Annotated in this window: 12 protein-coding genes; 2 read left to right on the forward strand and 10 right to left on the reverse strand. The window is 38.9% G+C overall.

Annotation, left to right across the window (positions count from 1 at the left end):
* Positions 1-398: 398 nt before the first annotated feature.
* From BLW74_RS00005 to BLW74_RS00050, 10 genes are all read right to left on the reverse strand, one after another.
* Positions 399-968: a hypothetical protein gene (locus BLW74_RS00005; protein ID WP_089689449.1), complete on the reverse strand. Its 570-nt coding sequence runs from the start codon at positions 966-968 to the stop codon at positions 399-401.
* Between the two features lie 9 nt (positions 969-977).
* A complete protein-coding gene (locus tag BLW74_RS00010) occupies positions 978-1,502 on the reverse strand; it encodes a hypothetical protein (RefSeq protein ID WP_089689450.1) in 525 nt (174 codons plus the stop codon).
* Positions 1,499-4,246 (reverse strand): COG1470 family protein, encoded by a 2,748-nt coding sequence (locus tag BLW74_RS00015; protein WP_089689451.1) that lies wholly within the window; start codon positions 4,244-4,246, stop codon positions 1,499-1,501. The genes BLW74_RS00010 and BLW74_RS00015 overlap by 4 nt, the downstream gene beginning before the upstream one ends.
* Positions 4,239-5,039: a WxL protein host-binding domain-containing protein gene (locus tag BLW74_RS00020; protein WP_089689452.1), complete on the reverse strand. Its 801-nt coding sequence runs from the start codon at positions 5,037-5,039 to the stop codon at positions 4,239-4,241. The genes BLW74_RS00015 and BLW74_RS00020 overlap by 8 nt, the downstream gene beginning before the upstream one ends.
* Before the next feature lie 105 nt (positions 5,040-5,144).
* On the reverse strand, positions 5,145-5,723 hold the full coding sequence (locus tag BLW74_RS00025) for a hypothetical protein (protein WP_089689453.1): 579 nt from the start codon (positions 5,721-5,723) through the stop codon (positions 5,145-5,147).
* A gap of 188 nt (positions 5,724-5,911) precedes the next feature.
* Complete coding sequence (locus BLW74_RS00030) at positions 5,912-8,260, reverse strand: phosphocholine-specific phospholipase C (RefSeq protein WP_089689454.1); 2,349 nt, start codon at positions 8,258-8,260, stop codon at positions 5,912-5,914.
* Between the two features lie 83 nt (positions 8,261-8,343).
* Positions 8,344-9,864, reverse strand: coding sequence for a SusD/RagB family nutrient-binding outer membrane lipoprotein (locus tag BLW74_RS00035; protein WP_089689455.1), 1,521 nt, complete (start codon positions 9,862-9,864; stop codon positions 8,344-8,346).
* 19 nt (positions 9,865-9,883) lie between these two features.
* Positions 9,884-13,024 (reverse strand): SusC/RagA family TonB-linked outer membrane protein, encoded by a 3,141-nt coding sequence (locus tag BLW74_RS00040; protein ID WP_089689456.1) that lies wholly within the window; start codon positions 13,022-13,024, stop codon positions 9,884-9,886.
* Positions 13,025-13,319: 295 nt separating this feature from the next.
* Positions 13,320-14,924: a BamA/TamA family outer membrane protein gene (locus tag BLW74_RS00045; protein ID WP_089689457.1), complete on the reverse strand. Its 1,605-nt coding sequence runs from the start codon at positions 14,922-14,924 to the stop codon at positions 13,320-13,322.
* Positions 14,925-15,048: 124 nt separating this feature from the next.
* Positions 15,049-15,843 (reverse strand): SDR family oxidoreductase, encoded by a 795-nt coding sequence (locus tag BLW74_RS00050; protein WP_089690586.1) that lies wholly within the window; start codon positions 15,841-15,843, stop codon positions 15,049-15,051.
* A 397-nt stretch (positions 15,844-16,240) separates the two neighbouring features.
* On the opposite strand from BLW74_RS00050, the gene BLW74_RS00055 reads away from it, so the two are divergent.
* Positions 16,241-19,129, forward strand: a complete 2,889-nt coding sequence (locus BLW74_RS00055; RefSeq protein ID WP_089689458.1) for a SusC/RagA family TonB-linked outer membrane protein — start codon at positions 16,241-16,243, stop codon at positions 19,127-19,129.
* A gap of 27 nt (positions 19,130-19,156) precedes the next feature.
* Positions 19,157-20,665: a RagB/SusD family nutrient uptake outer membrane protein gene (locus BLW74_RS00060; RefSeq protein WP_089689459.1), complete on the forward strand. Its 1,509-nt coding sequence runs from the start codon at positions 19,157-19,159 to the stop codon at positions 20,663-20,665.
* Positions 20,666-20,679 lie beyond the last annotated feature (14 nt).

Genomic DNA, 20,679 nt, shown 5'->3' on the forward strand with positions numbered 1-20,679 from the left:
CAGCGCCGATGGTACTGCGAAAGCGGGAGAGTAGGCCGCCGCCAGTTTTTATTTTATTTTTAAAAAACCTTTATCATAACGATAAAGGTTTTTTTGTTTTATACTCTATACAATACAGTACAATACAATAATGCACGCTCCTTCTGAATATCCTCAATACATGTACAGGAAAAGTAACTCAATAGGCCTTTAACCAGAAAAACTTCCGCCTCTTATAAAGTCTCTCAAATAAGCTCGTAAATCGGTTATTCCGTACAAATCAGGACTCGTGGCAGAGAATTGAAAATGGAGAGCCAGGATCTATCTTATTTTCATCGAGAAGATATAAAGAAACCGCTTCTGTGAAGAAACGGTCCTGTTTTATGATATAATGATGAATATCTATGATAAAAACATTATTAATTGGGGCCAATTGTGAAGACAATTTGAGTAGCATATGTTGTTGCAGGGATGGTTACAGAAACGCCGCTTATCTGGACTTGTCCATTAATACCCGAAAACGTTACGCTATTACCCAGTCCTAAAACACCGGTAAAATTGATGGTGAAAAATGCAGTTGCCACTGCCTGTGGTATTTCTACATAGGTAGTGCCGCCATTAATAGTGGCTGTACATCCTACACAAAGGCCACTGATACTGGTTGTTCCACCACTTCTTTTAGCATAAAGATGCAGATTACTATTCCATGTAGTTGGGGTATGATGTACGCTTATTCTGGCAGCTCCATTTGTAAGGAGATTTAAGAAGGATCCGGGTAATGTTCCTGATAGTGTAAATAAGTTGGTGGCACTCTCATAAGTTCCGGCATAGTTTGTTCCGGCTTCAGTGATAGCGGGTACGCTTACGGTCCAGTTACTTCCACCTACAGTTATTGTTTGCCCATGAAGGCAGCCTGACATTGCTGCAAGGGTAACAGAAATAAATATCTTTAAGTAAATTTCTCTGAAAAAAGGAGTATTGATTTTCATTTTTCAATTTTATTCTGTGATGGTGTAGGTAATGACGACAGCTGTATTCGCCTGTGCAATTAAATTAGCATATGTGTTGGTTGTTAATGAAATAGTAAGTAAATGGCCATTACTTGATCCGTTTCCTGTATAGGCACCTCCGATTCCACTGATAATAGTAGTGGCCGTAGTAGATAATGTAACCAGCCCTGAAGAAGTTCCCAATGTTCCTGCTCCGGCTCCTGTGGCCGCCGCTGCCTGTAATCTAATATTAACTCCTGCGATGACTTTATTCACAGATGCTGTAATTCTTCTGGTAACTCCACCGGGAGCAATGGCAGAGGTATAGTTAATTCGTTTTGAAGTATTCGGTGTTGGATTGCCGATAGCATTTCCGGCTTCAGTAGGAGCGGTAAAATTGAGCGCAAAACTTCCTGTAGGCTCGATATCCATTAAGGTAACAACAGGTAAAGTCATTGTAACATTGGTCTGGGAATAAAATAATTCCGACAAAGCAATAAATGCTAATAACAATATGGACCGGATCAAAATCATTTCTTCTTTTTTATTTCATTATATCCTACTTTCAAAGATTCCTGCTGGTATTTTATTTCTATCTGCTGCTTAACAACATTAATCCTTATTTTTTTTGTTTCCGAAGGTTGTAAGGTAAACTGAAATTTGTCGTTGGAAACCTTGTAACGTTTATCAAGACCATTACGGTAAACTTTTACAGTCCAGTCTCCGGGTCTTAGATAGGTAAAATCAAAATCCTCTCCTATAAAACAGATTTTTCGGTAAGTTTGATCCTTACTGGATGCTTCAATAATAATACTTTCCTTTTTCTTTTTTTGAGTAAGCAACTCAGTAAGGGCTGTCTGATTTTTATCTTCCGCTTCTAAAAATTGAATATGCCCCTGAACATTTGCCGCTGTTGTTAATCCGAAATTAAAAATATTTTCTTTATTGCTGAGAGAGAGCGCCGCAGGAAAATTTAAGGTGGAAATATCATTGATGTCCGTTGTTGAACGGTCTATCTCCATGAAATAATCTCCCGGGATCACATTTTTGAATGAATAATTACCGTCCTTATCTGTAACTGAAAGATAGCTGCCCAGCATTAATCTTATTCCTTCTATCTTTTTAATGCCAAGGTTACTGACATTTCCGGACAAGGAAATATATTCTGCTGTTTTCTGTACCGGAATATTGGGGCGCCACGTATATCGAAGAGAAAATATAAAATCTTTATCTCCAATTTCTCCTCTCTGTAATGAATATCTTCCGGAAAGATCCAGCTCATTTCCCGGAAATAGCTGCTGATGAAAGAGAAGCTCAAATAAATTTCTGTCTTTAAAATATTCTTCAGGCATATAATTGTTCTGATAAAAAATACTCAAAGAAGTTTTATCCGAAAATCTGCTGTAAATTCTCGCCCCGTAATAAAGCTGTTTCTGGTTCTGAAGCTGGTACCTTGAGCTGATGGCATAGCTTCCGAATACGTTAAATGATGTACTGAATTTTTGAAATGAAAGATTGGCGGAATAGAAACTGGAATTACCAGTAAATCCTATCAGATAATTATCTGTTTTACCAAACTGTCCTTCCAGATTCAGCTGAAATATGCCCATTTTCTGATCAATGCTTACTTTGAAAAATCGCTCATAGTAATCAAACTGTCTTGGCTCCAGGCGATCCTGATATTTTTGATAGCCATTAGTAAGTATGACGGAACCATTGGACAGGTATTTATACTGTAAACCATATTGGAAATACTTTCTGTAAGGTGCGGCTAAAAATAAAGTATCTCTCTGAAAATTCTTTACATCCTGAGTATAGTTGACAAAAGCCCCAAGCTTTTTGGAAATTTTATAATATGCATTTCCGTTAAAAGTGTTGGTATTGGTAAAATAGCCTGCAAATTCAGGACTTGCTCTTACATACATTAAGCTTCCGTTGAATTTTTCGAAAGCAGCGTCCGCCTGAACCATGTACGCTGTTCCTTCTGTCTGTTTTGTTGTACTGTAAGCGGCTTCTCCGGAAAGATTGATGTTTCCTGATATCTTGAATTTTCCTTTTGCATAAGGAAGATGTGCGTCAGAATCCAGTCTTACATCACTATATCTCATCTCGCCTTTTCTTGGGTTTTTATAAAGATATCCCACAGAAATCTCAGACTGTTTCCGGATTTTAAAAGCAGAATAAAAATTAAATTCATCTTTGATGTCCCTGAAAAACCTTGGATGATTATAGAATCCACCTACACTTACTTTATTAAAATCATACCGGATTTCTGCTCCGCGGCCATATCTTGCAAACTCTGTTAAATAAGAAGAAGAATACGTCTTATCCCCAAGATGAATGAAAAAGTTATTCCTTTTATAATTGAAAAAATATTCTTCATATTGGGTAAATGTGTTTAATTCTACAGGATTGTGAGTAACTGCGCGGAACTCAATCTGGTTTTTATTGTCTTTATCAAGTGTTCCCTTACCGTAGATTTCTCCCTGGAAGCCGTCATTGTAAATGCCCATATTCTGCATTCCGATGAAAGACAGGGAGAGGGCTACAGGAAGCCGGTGGTAAATATCATTTTCTGAGGGTTTTACGGAAATAACCTGAGTGCTTACATAAACACTTTGATCTTCTTTGCTGTTCCCTTGTGAGTACACCGAAAGATTAAGGTTTTGAAATTCATTCTGTTTCAGTTCAGGATTTGTTATTTTATGTATTGTGATCACTTTTGACTCATTGGGGTCTAATACCAATGAGAAATCACCATCAATAAAAGCATTTTTACTTTCCAGAATGATATCTTCCGGTATGTTACCATTGTTTTTTAAAAGGAACGAGGCACGGATCGTTTCTCCTGCTCTTATGAATTCAGGAGAATTCAGAGCGGTGAGCGATATATTGCGGTTTCCTGAAATTGTTATTGTTGATGCTTTTGTAAACGATATTCCATGAGCGGGGTCTGTAATATTCAGCATCACTGAATAATTGCCCTGGCTTGTTTCTGCGGCAATCCGCAAGGGTACCAGATAAACCGATGTCTCATGAGGAGCCATCTGAAATTCTCCCTTTGCTAAAATGGGGGTAATTAATGGACTTGATGTGGTAACCAGGATCTCGTAGGTCTTGTTTTCTGCTGAATGATTTTCTAATGTAAAAGGAATAGAAGTAGACATTCCCGGCATTAAACTATCTTTTTTACTGACCAATCTGGTAGATTGCTGCTGAGAAAAAATAAATGCAGGGAACAATAATAGGATAATAAATAAATTCCAAGTTTTAATCATTTTTTATTTCTAATTCCACATTGATTGCAAATGCATTCTCTTCTTCATCCGTAGCTATTATGGCGGCTTTGTATTTATCCGGGGGTATTTTACTGATATCAATGTAAAATGTTTTGGAGGTATCTGGCAGCAGCCCCATCGTTAAACTGGAATAAGTTCCTACTTTTTCACCTGTTTTGCGATGATAGATTTCCATGGTTGCTGTGGGTTTGCAATACAGATTACCGGTATTGGCTATGGCAATTTTCGCTGTTTGTTTACCTTCCTGTTTTTCTACTTTTATACTTTCAAACTTAAGGGCCGGTTTAGCCTTTTCTGCCTCAAAATCTGTAATCACCTGGATCGCATACCGTATCACAGAAGTAATGCTTACTCCAGGTTTATTATCAGTAGGTTTTATATCTTCCACAGGCTCTACAATGATGACGCTCCAGTAGCTCCCTGGATCTATGGCTTGTGCAGGAACAGTAATTTCATACAGTACATCCGTTTTTTCTTTACCTTTTAAAGTAACGAGATTGGTACTGAATTTTATCCATTCTCCGTTGGAACGTTTATTGGTGTGCAATTCAGTGTAATTAATGGTTCCGTCTGCATGATAAGCAAAATCCTGTAAGAATAATTTTACATTCTGAGGATTGCTGCCCGTATTTTCAATGGAAACCTTTCCTTTGTAAACTTTTCCGTTTTCTATTTTGTAAGAATGCGTAAGCCCGTTGAGAATCACAATGCCGGCATGTAAAAAGCTGAACTGCAAAATCAGGGTGACCAAAATAAGTATACGCTTTATCATTTTGTGAAATTTGAAGTTAAATTATTGATAGTACAAAATCAGGAAGAAACTGAATAACAACTTCTCCTTGCTTTTGAAACACGATTAGAATTTGATTTTTATCTTCTAATTGTCTGATATCGTATAAGTAACGGTAGCTGCTACGGTAGCGGTAGCCTGTAAATCAGCATAGGCTGCTACACCGCCCGGGCCGCTTCCTGCAGCAAGTGCATAGGTAAGATTGTGTCCGTTGTTGGCTCCGTTTCCTGTATAAGCACTTCCGATTCCGGAAACAATAGTCTGATCTGTCGCAGTCAGTGTTAATAGACCGGCAGATGTGCCTAATGTTCCTGCACCTGCTCCGGTGGCAGCGGCAGCGGTTACGTGAAGATCAACTCCCGGAACTAGGGCGTTCATTTTCACACTTACATTACGCGTAGGGTCTGCAACAGATTTAATGGAAGAGTAATTAAGCCACAAAGTGGTGTTAGAAGCACTTGGTGTAATAGGATTTCCTGCTTCAGTAGGTGCTGTGAATCCAAGAGTGATGTTTTTTGTAGCGGCTGGTTCTATATCTACCAATGCAACTTCGGGAATAGAAATGGTAACGGTATGGTTGTCCGTATTGGTATCTTGCGCGCTAAGATTCCCGGACAGAGCCAATGCAAATAAGGACATTGCAATTGTTAAATTTAATTTTTTCATGATGTGGATAATTAGTTAAGTGAATATAATAAAATTCAATAAATTTTGAAAATATTATAGTATAATTTTTATATTAATGATTATTTCAATTATGTAATGCATTATATTTAAAATATGCTTTAACATAATAAGTCAAAAAAAATCCTGCACATTAATGTACAGGATTTAGTAAGTATTATCCGTATTTTCTATGCCCAATGTGGATCAGAAACAGATACTTTTCCGGTCTCTATTCTTCCTGCAAAATGCCATAGATGCTCGCTAAACGATAATTTCAAATCATACCAGCCTTTATTTTTATCCAGATCAATCAGTATTTTTTCCTCAGGCTTCTGTGGGAGGGAAATTGTTTTTTTTGTTTTTCCATAAAGATCTTCCAGCTGCATGGAAATGGCGTTCTTTTTATGGTTTCTGATGATCAGTTCGACCTGGCTTTTTGGTGTTTTATTAACCAAAACGACCTCCAATTCCGGGGTATCCTGTCCCTTAAATTTCCTAAAAAAGCCATTCGGACCGAAAATTTCGTAATCGTAAGCTCCGGAATGTACAGCATGGGATAGCTCATGCTTCCCATACAATGCATATGAAAAATGATAATTATTGCTGCCAAACCGAGTTCGGTCATATACTAAAAGCGGAACCCCGTTTTCTTTTAAATTAACCATCTTTACGTGTTCACCTTCCAGGTTAACGTGGAAATCATACGGAAGCGGATTAGAGGGTTTCAATCCTCTTTCCTGAATGTCAAGTAAATTAGTGGTAAGCTCATTTTCAGCATACCATTTCAGATTGGGAACAGGTTTATTTTTAGCCGCATTGATGGTTTTAGCATAATCTTTCTGGTTGAGATAATCCATTTTGGGAGCCTTCACACTGGAAGAATTAAAGGCAGAGGTAAGATCTCCGCATATGGCTCTTCTCCAGTCACTGATATTATCCACATGTACATTCTTGTTGAATTTTTTCATGATGAATTTCTCCAGAAACTGCAGCACAGAAGTATGATCCGATACTTCTGAATTTACAAAGCCTCCTTTTGTCCATGGTGAAGCGATGATCATCGGCACTCTGTAGCCTAAACCAACAGTTCCTTCTACTTTTTCATAGCTTTTTAAAGAAGGATTGCTCATGTATTCCTGGGATTTATCCACATATTCTACGCCTTCTTTTCCATTCATGTCAACAGGCTGGCTTGGATTCAGCGGTGGAGCGAATGGCAGTACATGATCAAAATATCCGTCATTTTCATCGTAATTGATGATGAAAATTGTTTTTTTCCAGGTTTCAGGATCTTTGGTAAGAATATTTAAGACTTCAGAAATATACCATGCTCCATACCAGGGTGATCCCGGATGGTCAGAGAAATGTTCAGGAGCTACCAGCCATGAAACCAGCGGCAGCTTTTTATCTTCTACATCTTTTCGGAACTGGAAGAGAACATCACCTTCGGGAACAACCAGTCTTTCTCCGTTTTCATCTTTACCGATTTCCAGTTTCCAGTAATCAGGATCATTGGAATTGGTGGTAAAAGCTTTTTCGTGAAGGTTTTTTTCTTCTTTTGAAAGCTTGGCATAATGATCCGGATGGTATTTGATCTGATCTTCCTGAACTTCTGCCAGCATGGCTTCAAGTCTTTTCTTCTGATCAGGATTTTTTTCGATTTCCTGTTTCAGGTAGGCGATAATATTGGGAATATTCTGATAATATCCTTTCGAAAACTTCACATTGAATCTTGAAAACCATTCAATCGGGTTATCGGTAAAATTGCTTAGCCAGGCTTCCTGCTCGCCGGACATTCCTTTTGGAAGACTGATTTCGTTCTGATAAATTCTCCAGGAAACATTCTGCTCTTCCAAAATCTCAGGAAAGCTTTTCCATTTTGCCTGTCTTGCTTTATCATAATCAATGTTTTCATTTACCACATTGGCTCTTGCTTTTCCGTTTTGCTGTTCTCTTAATGTTCCGGACCAGTGGAAAAGTCTGTTCGGAGTAGTTCCGGTAAGGGATGAGCAGAAATACTGATCAAATATGGTAAATGCATCAGCCAGCTGGTAGTAGAACGGAAGATCTTCACGGTTATAGTAGCCCAATGTCAATGGGATATTCTTATAATCTTTATTCCCTGATGCTTTAGCCTGAAGCCATTGGTCAAACTTACCTTTATTCAGCGCTTTCTGTTGATCCGCCCATGAGTGCGGCAGTGAACTCATCCAGGTAGATTTCGTATTTCTTAAATCCAGCCGTGCGGGTGATGCATATCTTCCATCATCATTCTTTTGGAAGAATACGGAATGCCCGTCCTCTTTTACAAACGCTCTTTTATCCAGAAATCCTCTTACTCCTTTAAGAGCACCAAAAGCATGGTCAAACGAACGGTTCTCCTGCATCAGGATTACAATATGTTCTGCATCGTAAAAAGTAGACTGTGCAGCCGGATCAATGGCTAAGGCTTTTAAAATGGAAGGGTGAAGAACACTTGAAGTTCCCAGTCCGGCTAATAAAAGACTTGATTTTTCTAAAAATTCTCTTCTGTTCATGTTCAATCGTAATAAGAAAGAAACCGCAAGTTAACAGGAATTTTCTGCGATTTCTTTGTTTTCATATAAAAATAATCAGATTTCTATTGTAACCACCAAGGTTTGGAGGTGATATTGTCATTTCCTCCGTACTGAGCCGCCAGGGCAGCTTTTAAATTGTTGCTGTTATAGCTGTATTCTGACTGTGGATATCTGAATCTGAAAGGCGCCGCAACTCCTGCTTTTAGGGGGTAATTAGGGTATCCCGTTCTCAGATAGTCATAGTAGGACGTCCATTGTGCCTGATGGAACATGGTCATGTATTTTTGAGTCATGATTTTTTCAAGCTGTGTCTGAAGAGGATCAGCATTGTTGTATACTACCAAAGGCGTTGTCAGGTATTGGTTCACATCAAAACCTGAGAAATATTGTCCCGAATTTTTTACATAGGTTTGATAAAAACTGAAACTTGCTTTAACCGCATTGTCATAATGCGTTTTTGCCGAGCCGGAAATCCAGCCTCTTGCTGCAGCTTCAGCCAGAATAAACTCCAGCTCTGAATAACTCAATACAGAAGCCGGCTCATTGGTAGGATCTTTATAGAAACGGTCATTCACTTTAGAAATATTTTTTGCAGTGATTAGCGCAGCATTGTCAGAATAAGGAGAGGTAGGGTTTCCTCCATTGTATCCTGTGTAATCTGTGATGGCTTTGCCGGCTTCTTTAGCTCCTGTAGTCTGTGCTGCAAAGGTGAACAGGCGGGGATCATGTCTCTCTTTGAACATATTGATGAAATAATCTGCCATATACAAGCTGGAACCGTATCCGCTGTTGTTAAACATGGTATACCTGCTGTCTGCAGCGTCAGCAAATTTAAGCTCACCATTATCAGCGATGGAAGTCATCAGAGACTGGCTTCCTGCAATGGAAGCAAATTCTGTTGCGATATTATAATTTCCTACGGTCGTTTTTTTGGAAAGGGTAATCAAAACTTTCAGACGGAAAGAATTGATCAGTTTTTTCCATTTCATAGCATCTCCGTTATAGACAATATCACCTTCAATTTTATCACTGGTATTAATAAGATCATTGGCTTCTTTTAATTCTGATAAAATTCCGGACATGATGGCTTCCTGGTTATCATACTTTGGCTGTGTAATTCCGGATTCTCCTTTTGCCGCTTCAGAGTAAGGGGCGCTTCCTACTTTTAAACTGATATTGAAAAAATGATAGGCTCTCAGAAACTTACCAATAGCAGCATAGTTTTTATTGTTGATTTTTTCAGCTTCCTGCATCATTTTTCCTATGTTCAGAAGCCCTTTTGTATAGACTTCAAAAGAGGTGTCGTTCCATTTCATATACTGATACTTATTTTCGCCATCAGTACCAATCATCATTCTGGAAGCATACATATTATCTCCGTCTACCTGGAAAGTATATTTTTCTACATAGGTCAGAAGAAATTTAGGATCAATGCTGGCCTGGTCATTGGGGTTTTCATTGATGGTATCAAGGTTAGATTCACATGAAGCCAATGTCAGAAGTCCGGCGGCAAATATACTCTTCAGGACTCCCTTTGTTGTTTTGCTTTTTAGTCCTTTTACTTTGTTTATCGTATTTTTCATTGTTAGACGTGCTTTTTAGTTAAAACTTAAGATTAAAACCGATTCCAAACCATCTGCTGGATGGATCCTGAATGTCATTCTCTGTTTTTGTCTGGAAATCAGGGTCAGAATAAAGGTTCTTTGATTTTTTCCACATGGCCAGATTGTAAGCAGAAATATTGGCAGTAAACCCTTTTACCATTCCTCTTGGATTTAATAATGAGGAGAAATCATATTCCAGCACTACAGATCTCAGCTTGATGAAAGTTCTGTCGAAAACGTTGGCAAACTCTTCGCTCTCATCCTGTGTTACTCTTGCCTGGTATGGGTAATTCTGTGCCCAGTCCTGGAAGCTGATGGCTTTGGTGTGTGGAGTATACTGACCTGTTGCCGGATTGTAGTTCACTCCATCCGGTACAAAATAATAGGTTCCCGGATTGGCATATTCAAGATCTCTGTACGCTACAGAATTAGGATGCTTTCCTCCCCACCACATTTTTTCCACAACCTGCGATCTCATCACACCGCCTATGCTTCCGTCAATTCCGATATTTAAAGTGAATTTCTTATATTTGAATGTGTTGTTAAAACCGAAAGTCCAGTCCGGATTGAAATGTCCTAAATTGGTTGGATTATTGGCTCTTGTCGGCATTCCCGTATTGGCATCCAGAATGACTTTTCCGTCCGGAGACTTCTGCCATGTATAATCATAGTAGCTGTCCATTCTTTCGCCCAGCTTAATGTTTTTATAGTTCGGCATATTGTCGTAAATGGAAGTCAGCTTTTGTTCGTAAGTGCTCCAGTTGATTAATGTTTTCCAGCTGAAATCAGCAGTTTTTACCGGAACCAGTCCTAAGGAAACTTCAAAACCTTTGGTGGTGTATTCATTTCCATTTACATATTGTGAAGTGAAACCGGAGGATTCAGCTGCCGGGAACTGGAGAATATTATTATAATCTAATGTTCTGAAATAAGTGGCATCTAAAGTAATTCTGTTATTCAGGAAACCGGCGCTTAGCCCCAGTTCATACGATTTTGTCTGTTCAGGCTTCAGAGAGTTTTCTACATTCAGAGTGGTTGGATAATAGTAGGTAGGATTCCCGTTAAATGTGATTCCCTGATTATTCAGATAATAATTTCTGATGGAATAAGGCTGGAAGTCATACGCTACTTTTGCCCATGAAGCAGACAGTTTCAGCATATTGACCGACTCCGGTAATTTTACCAGATTTGAAATAACGGCACTGATGGATGCTGAAGGGTAGAAGTAAGACCTGTTAGCTTTAGGCAGCGTAGAAGACCAGTCATTACGTCCGGAAATATTGATGAAGAAAGCGTTGTATAATCCTATATCAATGGTAGAATAGGCACTATAGATTAGCTTTTCTTTCAGATAAGTATAATTTTTCAGTGCTCCGATAGAGTTTTCAAAAGTGTACACTTCAGGAATTTTCAATCCATCCGTAGATCTTTCATTGTTGTTGTTTTTATAATAAAATGCTGAACCTCCGGCATTGATGGTAAAATCAAAGTTGTCAGATATTTTTTTCTTGTAGGTTGCAAGAACATCGTAGTTAAGATTCCAGGTTTTATTGTCTTTTAAAATATAGCCTCCGCTTCTCGGTGCACTGTAGTTAAAATAAGAATAAGGACTCAGTACCTCTGTTTTACTGTGGTTTTCAACAAGGGATATTTTTCCCTTTACCGAAAGATCCTGCGTAGCCTTATACTCTAAACCTGTCTGAGCATTGATGATATTTGTTCTGTTCTGATTTTTATAATATTCAGCTCCGAACCACGGGTTATTATACCAGGCATAATTCCAGTTGGCTTGCGCTACACCTTCTTTTCCGGGAATCCACATATGGTTTTTCAGTGCTTTTCCGTCTACATCACCTCCCATCCAGATCAGAATGGTATACATGTGTCCGCTTGGGTTATAGTCGTAATTGGGAATATTGGGTGTAAATGCCTGATTGAAATTAAATTTTGTATCAAAGATTAATTGATCTCCAAGGTGGTTTTCGGAAGAGAAGTTAATCCCGTATTTCTGAAGATAGGAATTCGGAACTCTGTCATCATAATTCATAAAGTTTCCGGAGAAGCGGTATATATCTTTGTTATCTCTGTAGCTGATCGCAAAATTATTATTGTTGATAACCGCAGGCTTTAAGAAAGTGCTTAAATTATCATGGTATTTCCAGTCAATCGGAACTCTTTCGTACCTTGACTTATCATCATACTGAGTTCCCGTCACCGCACCATACCACGGAACAACTTCTCCTGTCACTTTATCTCTGATAGGGCTGTTCCACTGGGCAATCTGTAAACCGGGTACAAATTTAGGACCCCAGATCATGTCTCCGTCATTCACTCCGCCATCGGCTCCGTCCCAGAATTCATACTTTCCGTGTGAACCGTTTCCGTATTCAGTCTGCGTTTTGGGAAGATTGGTAAACCCTGCTGTGATCATCGTGTTCTGTGAAAATTCTACAGAAAAGCCTTTCTTCTTCGCATTTTTTGTTGTGATGAGAACCGCTCCGTAACGGCCTCGTGAACCGTATAAAGCCGAAGCAGTAGCTCCTTTCAGTACGTTGATATTTTCAATATTGTTAGGATCTAAATTCTGAAAAACCTCTCTTTCCACGATCACACCATCAATTACAAAAACCAGATTGGAGTTTCCTCTCAGGGTGAACTGCGGTGCCTGCTGCATTCCTGTTGGGTTAGAAACATTCAGGCCGGCTACCTGTCCGGAAAACAGGTTTCCAATACTGGGGGTGGTAATGGTTTCAAACTGTTTTGTTCCCACTTCCTGAGTAGAATACCCAATTTTTTCTTTCTTCTTGGCAATCCCTAAAGCGGTAATTACAACACCTTCAATCTGTTTTTCGTTTTGTTTTTTTAAAACAATGGAATACTGTTTTTTGGAAGAAACCTCAACGGTATAAACAGAAAAATCTGGAGCAAAAAACTCAAGAATATCTTTGGGGTTTGCAGAAATGGTGAAATTACCATTTTCGTCTGTTGTAGCAGTCTTTCCTGTGTTTTTGTCGGTGATGTTTACACCGGAAACACTAGAACCGTTTTCAGATTTTACATTTCCTGTAATATTGATTTCCTGAGCAGAAAAATAAAGGGGGAGTAAAAAAACGGCAAAGGTGGCTAGAGTCTTCTTCATTTTTTTGAAGGCAAATTTAGCAGCGCACTGTTACCTGTATTTTAATGAAGTATTAAAATAAAAATACGATTTTAATATTTTTTATAGGAAGAATTAATAGAAAAGTAAAACAGAAAAAGTGCTTTGTAGAGGGACTTTTACTTTATTATATAAATATAGATAGGAGACTGGGAGAAGGGTGCTGAGGGTTATTATCGTGTTGTAAGATTAGCATACAACCTTTTTATAAAAATACTAAGATAGTGAAACTGCGACCTCGATAACTTCCAGCATCCTGCGTTGCTTCTTTTCTTTTTTAAAACCTACTCAGAATTCCCCAGTGAATTTTGGTGTCATTAAACTTAAAAGGATTTCCAAATTCATTACCATTAGAGAGCTGAAAACTCATCAGGCCGATCGGAATAAAGAAGTTAAAACCAAGACCTACACTGTAAAGTTTGGGCCTGACGTTTAATGATTTATTGTTGAGCTGCCCGTATTGTCCAAAGATGTCAAAAAAGGCCTGATTACCGATCAGATACCGGTATTCCAGACTTCCGTAATAATAGAAATCGGCGGCAAGTGATTTCTCATTAAATCCCCGCATGGAATTCCATCCTCCGAAACGGTACAATTCGTTGGTGGTGAACTCTATCTTTGAATCCATCATCGCTCCTTCCCCTTTAATGTTGAGAAAGTGATTTCCTGAGATATGATAATTGTGCTCTCCGAAGAAATAAAACTGGTTTTGGTTAGCTTTGATATTGTCTTTGGAATAAGTAGTCGTTAAAAAGTCATATCCTGCATTAATCTTTGTCTTATAAAGGAAAAGGTCTATATCAGTAGGTTCGGTCATTTCAAACCAGACCCCGATTCCCTTTTTATTATAATCTTTCCCCTGCACATACAGTGTGTCAATGATAGTGGAAGATTCCAGGGTTGCTCTTAATCCTATTTTATTGCGGTTGTTGATATGGTAATAGAAAGCAGGCAGGAATTTTACATTGGCAAAAGTAGAATCCTGCCGGTAGATGTTCACTTTTGCATTCATCCCTACGTTGGATTTAAAGAGATACGGGATATCAACCTGAAGATCAAAGGTCTGTCCTTTATCCGGATTTCTCTGCCAGTATAAATTGACAGTTTCGAAGCCATTGAACATATTCCTGAAGTTTACATTCATAGTTCCGTTCAGCGTAAACTTGGAGGTTTTATCATTTCCAAAACCGACAACCCCGTCAAAAGTATTTGTCTTTTTCTTTTCCAGAAAGAGGTAGATGCTGGTGGAGTCTTTTGTGAATAAAGTCTGTGGCTGCCGTTCCAGCGTCAGAAAAGGGTGGCTCTGAAATGTTTTATTAATGGCTAAAAGGTTTTTGTCATCATAGTTTTTGCCTTTAAATTCCTTTTCAAGGTTTTTGATGAATCTTTTCGGAACTTTTTCATACCCTTTCACTACAAAACCGTCAATCGTTCTTTTATCATTCTTGTTGATGTCCAGTTCTACAATTGGATAACCGTTTTTCTGGCCTTTGTATTTGGATTTGATTCTGCTGAAAGAGTAGCCCTCATCAATGTAAGTCTTGTTAATGCTTTTTTTAGTTGAATCTAAATTTTTAGTAAAAAAGTCTTTTTGAATCTTTAGCTTCTGAACCAGAGAATCTGTAAGGTTAACATAGGTTTCATTAAAATTTTTACCTTTATCATAGAAAATTTCGGTGCTGTCGCCTTTTACTTTTACATCTTTTAACTGCGTGAAGAAATAATTACTCTGAGCGAGCGAATCCAGAAACTTTACAGCGGAAGTAGAATCTTTAACTTTTTTTCTGGCTTTGGTCTCTGTATCAATCAGCCAATACTGTTTTTTCTGCGCTTGGGTAAAAACGCAGAACAGTACAAAAAATATTTTCAGAAACAGTTTCAATTTATCATTCTGATTGTGAAGGAAGTTGAGAAATCTTCGTTACAAAGATTCTTCACTGCATTTCTGAACAACGGTCACAGACTTTCAGTCAGTGTTCAGAATGACAATGCGCTCTTTCAATCAACTAATTTTTATCTAATTTATTATATTTCTTCATCAAATTCTCATAAGTTCCCTGAGGAAGAATCCATTTCAAAGGCACCCCAATTTTCTGCCCGAATTTACCAAAATAATAATGAGCTTTCCATTTATTTTTTGCTAAAAGTTGTTCAATGTATTCCGCCACTTCCAATGGATCAGTTCCGTCATTCACATGAGCATTCATCAGCGCGTATACTTTGTCAAAAACGTTTTTATAAGGCTGGGAAACTTTCGCAATCACTCTGTTGTCTGCAATATTGGTTTTAATATCTCCCAAATGCAGCGAACATACCTCAATATTCCATGGGTATACTTCATACCGCATTGCTTCCGTTACTTTATCCAACGCAGATTTTGAGGCGGAGTAAAATCCGCGGAAAGGCAGCCCCATCTCACTTCCGATACTGGAAACATTAATGATTTTTCCAAATTTGTGTTCACGCATGTTCGGAAGTACGGCACTCATCATCTGCACAGGTCCGGCAAGATTCAGGCTGAAAAGTTTCAGAATATCTTCTTTTGTAGAATCTTCTACGGCACCTACCATTCCCATCCCGGCATTATTGATCAGAACATCAATTTTAGATTCTGTTTTTAGAACTTCAGCGATAGCATTCTGAACGGCTGTATTATCGGTTACATCAGTAGGGATTGATTTGAAGTACTGGCTTTCTGTATGCTTTCTGCTTAATCCATATACTTTATGTCCTTTTTTACCAAAATATTCGGCCAATGCAAACCCGATTCCTGATGAGGTTCCTGTTATAATGATGGTCATTGAATTCGTATGATTTTTAATGTTTTTATTTTTCTTCTGATGCCAGCGAGACGTTTTTAAAAATCTGTGTTCAAAAGTAAAATCTATTTTCAGCAAATGTAAAAAAAGAAAAATGAACTGAGTTATTTATTATTCCTGAAATAATTTTTAAGGTTTTCTTGATCTATTGTCCCGGATGGAGGATAAACTTAAAATAAAGTTAATCTGAGTTATACATAGAATATCAACAGAATGCTTACTTTTAATTGTGTATATATTTGAAATACAGTTGATTAATTTTATTTAATGGTATTTACTGTCTTAAAAAAGCTAAAATTTCTTAATAAAAACATAAGAAAACCTTAATGAGTGGTGGGAGCAGGCTGTTCTAATTTTGCACCTAATCAAAAAGGAGATCATGAATGTATTTAAAACCCCTGTCTCAGTAATGTATTTAACGGGAAGGGTATTACTTATTGGTGCAATATCAGCTTCACCGATGTTCCTCGCTCAGAAAAAAGACAGCTTAAAAGAAAAATCCATCGACGAGATTGTTGTGGTTGGATATGGGACACAGAAAAAGAGTAAAGTTTCCGGGGCTGTTTCGGAGGCTTCACTGGATAAGCTTACTTCCAGATCTTTATCTGGGGTAGGAGAAGTGCTTCAGGGGAAAGCTCCGGGAGTAACCGTAGTGAACGAAGGTGGTGATCCTAACGGAGCTCCGAAGGTAAATATTCGTGGTCTGGGAGGAATTAACGGTGAAACACCCCTTTATGTAGTAGATGGGGTAGTTTTCAACGGAACGCCTTCTATTAATCCAAACGATATTCAGGATATTTCTGTGCTTAAAGATGCGTCTGCAGCTATTTACGGAGCAAGATCTTCCGGAGGGGTTATTCTTATCACCACTAAAAAAGGAAAAAAAGGAAATCTTACCGTAGATTTTGATGTTAAATATGGTTTAAATGAGGCGTGGAGACTGAAAGAATCTCTGAATGCAGCAGAATTTCAGGATGTAATGTACAGGGCCTACGAAAATGCCGGAAAATTAGGAAGTCTGCCAATGGCTTTTAATCCTGCTCAGTATCCGGATGGAAGAATCACCAGAACAGACTGGATGAAAGAAATTTTCAGAACAGGATCCATTCAGGAATATAACGTGAACCTGAGCGGAGGAAGTGAGAAATCCAGGTATTTTGTTGGGATGAACCACAGAAGTCTGGAAGGAATCTTATTGAATACCCAGGCAAAGCGCTACAATTTCAGAGTGAATTCTGAACATAAAGTAAAAGACTGGCTGACCATCGGAGAAAATATGTATTATAATTATTCTGACGGCAATACAGCAGATACCAAAAGTGGATACACAGGAGCTTTAGTGGCAGCCATGTATTATCCGCCCAATGTTCCCGTATACACTCCTACCGGTGCATTCTCAGGACTTCCGATTGATGTGGCAGGAGGATACGGAGATATGATCAACCCGGTAGCGTATCTTAAAAGAATCAGCATCAGAAACCCTACCCACGAGATTTTAATCAACCCTTATGCTGAAATTACACTGGCCAAAGATTTAAAATTCCGCTCCAATTTTTCACAGACCTTTAAACTGGGAGATGTGAAGAACTTTACCTACAGAGTTCTGGAAGTCGGGAAAATTTTTGACACCAACAATTTGGAATACCAATCTAATAATTCTTCTACAGCACTTGCCGAGCAGTTGCTGACTTATAAAATTTCAGCAGGCCAGCATAATTTTGATTTCCTGGGTGGTTTTACTTTCCAGAAGACCATTGATGATGGCTTTGTAGCAAAATCGTATGATTTCAGAAGCGAAGCTGAGGTTTTCCAACACCTTCAGAATGCTGCGGATACCAATAAAGATGTTTCCAGCTACAGATTCAAGCAATCTCTGGTTTCTTATCTGGCCAGAGTAAACTATGACTTTGCAGGTAAATACATTGTAAGCTTATTGGGAAGACGTGATGGGTCTTCACTGGTGGCGAAGCAGAACAGATTCGCGAATTATTATGCAGTTTCCGGTGCATGGGTAGTTTCTAAAGAAAATTTTATGAAGGAAATTTCATGGCTTTCAAGTCTTAAACTGAGAGGAAGTTATGGTATTCTGGGTAACCTTGGAGGAATTTCACCACAAGCTGTAAATCCGTTAATGACCAGAGACAATAATGTCATCTTCGGACAGGATCCTTCTCAGAATATTGCATATTATGCAACCACCCGTCCGAATCCGGATCTGAAGTGGGGAAAATCTGAGCAGACGAACTTTGGGGTGGATGCTTCATTTCTTCACAACAGCCTTTCCTTACAGTTCGATTATTTCGTGAAGAATTCTAAAGATCAGATCTTCAACGTTAGCTTACCAAGTACGGCAACATATAATAATCAGTATGTGAATGCCGGATTATTCCAGGATAAAGGATATGAGCTGGGAATCAATTACAACAAAGTGATTTCAGATGATTTCACTTTCTCAGTGGGAGCAACCATGAGTCAACTAAAAAATACGGTGAAGCAGCTTGCCAGTGTGGATGAAATCTTTATCAATGATAACGGGGTAAGAGGCGTATTGAAACCTACACGAGTGAAAGTAGGTGACCCTCTGTATTCTTTCTACGGTTATAAGACGGGCGGAATTTTTCAGACTCAGGAAGAAATCAATAATTATAAAGATGCCAACGGAAATCTGATCCAGCCTAATGCTAAGCCGGGAGATATCAAATTCCTGAAAAAAGAAGGAAATACCGGAGTACTTAATAATAACGACTTTGTCAATCTGGGAAGCCCATACCCTAAGTTCTCTTACGGATTCTCTTACAACATGACCTGGAAAAACTTTGACCTGAATTTATTCTTCCAGGGAGTATACGGAAATAAAATATTCAACGGAATGAAGTTTATTTCTTTGAACCCTGGCGGAACCGGGCAGAATTATAATATGGACAGAGATATTCTGAATGCATGGACACCTCAGAATACCAATACCAATATTCCAAGACTGGTACACGGTGACCCAAGCGGTAATTATTCCAAAGTTTCAGATTTCTACGTAGAAGACGGATCTTACTTAAGACTGAAGAACCTTACCATTGGTTATTCATTACCAAAAGAACTGTACAGCAGGCTGGATGTAAACAAAGTAAGAATCTATATGACTTCCAACAACCTGTTTACGATTACGAAATATACAGGATTTGATCCTGAAGTAGGAATGAATTCTTACGGAGTGGATACCGGAAGATATCCTCAGGCACGCTCATTCATCTTTGGAGTGGAGATCGGATTATAATTTTTTAACCAACAAAAAAGAAAAAAAATGAAATTTTTCAATACAATATTTTTAGCGGCAGGAATATCTGTAATGCTGCTGTCATGTACAGGAGAGTTAGATGTTCAGCCCGAAGGAACCCCTACTGAAGCCAGCTTCTGGAAAACAGAAAATGATCTGATTACTGGTGCAAATGCTATGTATAAGCCGTTGTTTGATGGTGAATTTTACGGAAGAGGATTGTTCTGGTTTATCAATGCCAGTGATGATATGGTCACCGGACGAGCTAAAAGTGAGGCTGATAACGCTAAAAACTTCAGCAGCAATTATATTGCCGCGGGCGATCTTGAAACCCAGTGGAACAAAAGATACAATGTAATCGGAGTGGCCAACCGTGTGATTCGTAATGTGGATAACATACAGACCTCACAGGCTATTAAGAATAAATATCTTGGCGAAGCTCTGTTCATGAGCAGCAGAATGTATTTTGAACTGGCATACTCTTACGGAAATGAAAAAGCTGGAGTTCCGATTATTGACCGTTCAAAAGATCCTGATCCTAATCCCATTCCGAGAGCTGCTAACGTAATGGAAAATTACAATTACATAGTCAATGACCTGAAAAGAGCCGCCGAATTATTACCTACTCAGGCAGAACTTCCCGCAAAAGATTACGGAAGACCGCATAAAGCCGCAGCATGGGCACTGCTGGCAAAAGTATACCTGTTTATGAAAGACTGGAAGAATGCTGAATTCTGGGCTAATGAGGTAATGACCAAAGGAAACAGGGCGTTGCTGGGTAACTTCGCTGACGTTTTCAAAGCGGACAATAATTACAGTTCAGAATACATCTGGTCTGTCCCGGGCACCCCTAAGTTTACAGCGTGGGGAAGCATTCTTCCGGGAGTAATGCTTGAGAACAAAGGTTGGGGTGAATACAACGGATGGGGATATTTCCAACCCACTAAAGAATTGTATGATGAATACGAAACCGGAGACCTTAGAAGAAGTGCTACCATCCTGAAAACAGGCGATCAGTTTACCTTTAACGGAAAGGTTAGAACCTATGCCTCGTCCAATTCTCTTACCGGATACCAGTTTAACAAATATATGGATGCCTTCAAATATCAGCTGAACAGCGGCCATGTAAGTGCCAACGGAGATTACCCGTGTACAGATCTTGCCGTTCCGATTATGCGTTATGCTGAGGTCATCCTGATCAAAGCAGAAGCCTTACTGATGCAGGGGAAATCTGCAGATCAGGAAATCAATATGATCAGAGTACGCGCAGGATTATCTCCGAAAAACGGATGTACAATGGCCGATCTGAAGCATGAAAGACGTTGTGAACTGGCAGGCGAATGGGCAGACAGGCACAGAGACCTTGTACGTTGGGGAGATGCTCAGGCAGCTTATGCCAAGCCGCTGCACGGCATGAACGGACAGGTGGTCTGGGCAGCAAGAAACTTTAATCCGGCAGTACATAATGTTTGGGCGGTTCCGCAGGCTGAAATCGTAAACAGTCACGGAATCATTAAACAAAATGAAGGCTGGTAAAATTTTAATCTTTT

The sequence above is a fragment of the Chryseobacterium culicis genome (assembly GCF_900108365.1).
Taxonomy (GTDB): Bacteria; Bacteroidota; Bacteroidia; order Flavobacteriales; family Weeksellaceae; genus Chryseobacterium; species Chryseobacterium culicis.

Bases quoted from the DNA above. Each gene is read 5' to 3' on its own strand.
- BLW74_RS00015 (WP_089689451.1), bottom strand. From the start codon at position 4,246: ATGATTAAAACTTGGAATTTATTTATTATCCTATTATTGTTCCCTGCA.
- BLW74_RS00030 (WP_089689454.1), bottom strand. From the start codon at position 8,260: ATGAACAGAAGAGAATTTTTAGAAAAATCAAGTCTTTTATTAGCCGGA.
- BLW74_RS00025 (WP_089689453.1), bottom strand. From the start codon at position 5,723: ATGAAAAAATTAAATTTAACAATTGCAATGTCCTTATTTGCATTGGCT.
- BLW74_RS00020 (WP_089689452.1), bottom strand. From the start codon at position 5,039: ATGATAAAGCGTATACTTATTTTGGTCACCCTGATTTTGCAGTTCAGC.
- BLW74_RS00005 (WP_089689449.1), bottom strand. From the start codon at position 968: ATGAAAATCAATACTCCTTTTTTCAGAGAAATTTACTTAAAGATATTT.
- BLW74_RS00035 (WP_089689455.1), bottom strand. From the start codon at position 9,864: ATGAAAAATACGATAAACAAAGTAAAAGGACTAAAAAGCAAAACAACA.
- BLW74_RS00055 (WP_089689458.1), top strand. From the start codon at position 16,241: ATGAATGTATTTAAAACCCCTGTCTCAGTAATGTATTTAACGGGAAGG.
- BLW74_RS00010 (WP_089689450.1), bottom strand. From the start codon at position 1,502: ATGATTTTGATCCGGTCCATATTGTTATTAGCATTTATTGCTTTGTCG.
- BLW74_RS00050 (WP_089690586.1), bottom strand. From the start codon at position 15,843: ATGACCATCATTATAACAGGAACCTCATCAGGAATCGGGTTTGCATTG.
- BLW74_RS00060 (WP_089689459.1), top strand. From the start codon at position 19,157: ATGAAATTTTTCAATACAATATTTTTAGCGGCAGGAATATCTGTAATG.
- BLW74_RS00040 (WP_089689456.1), bottom strand. From the start codon at position 13,024: ATGAAGAAGACTCTAGCCACCTTTGCCGTTTTTTTACTCCCCCTTTAT.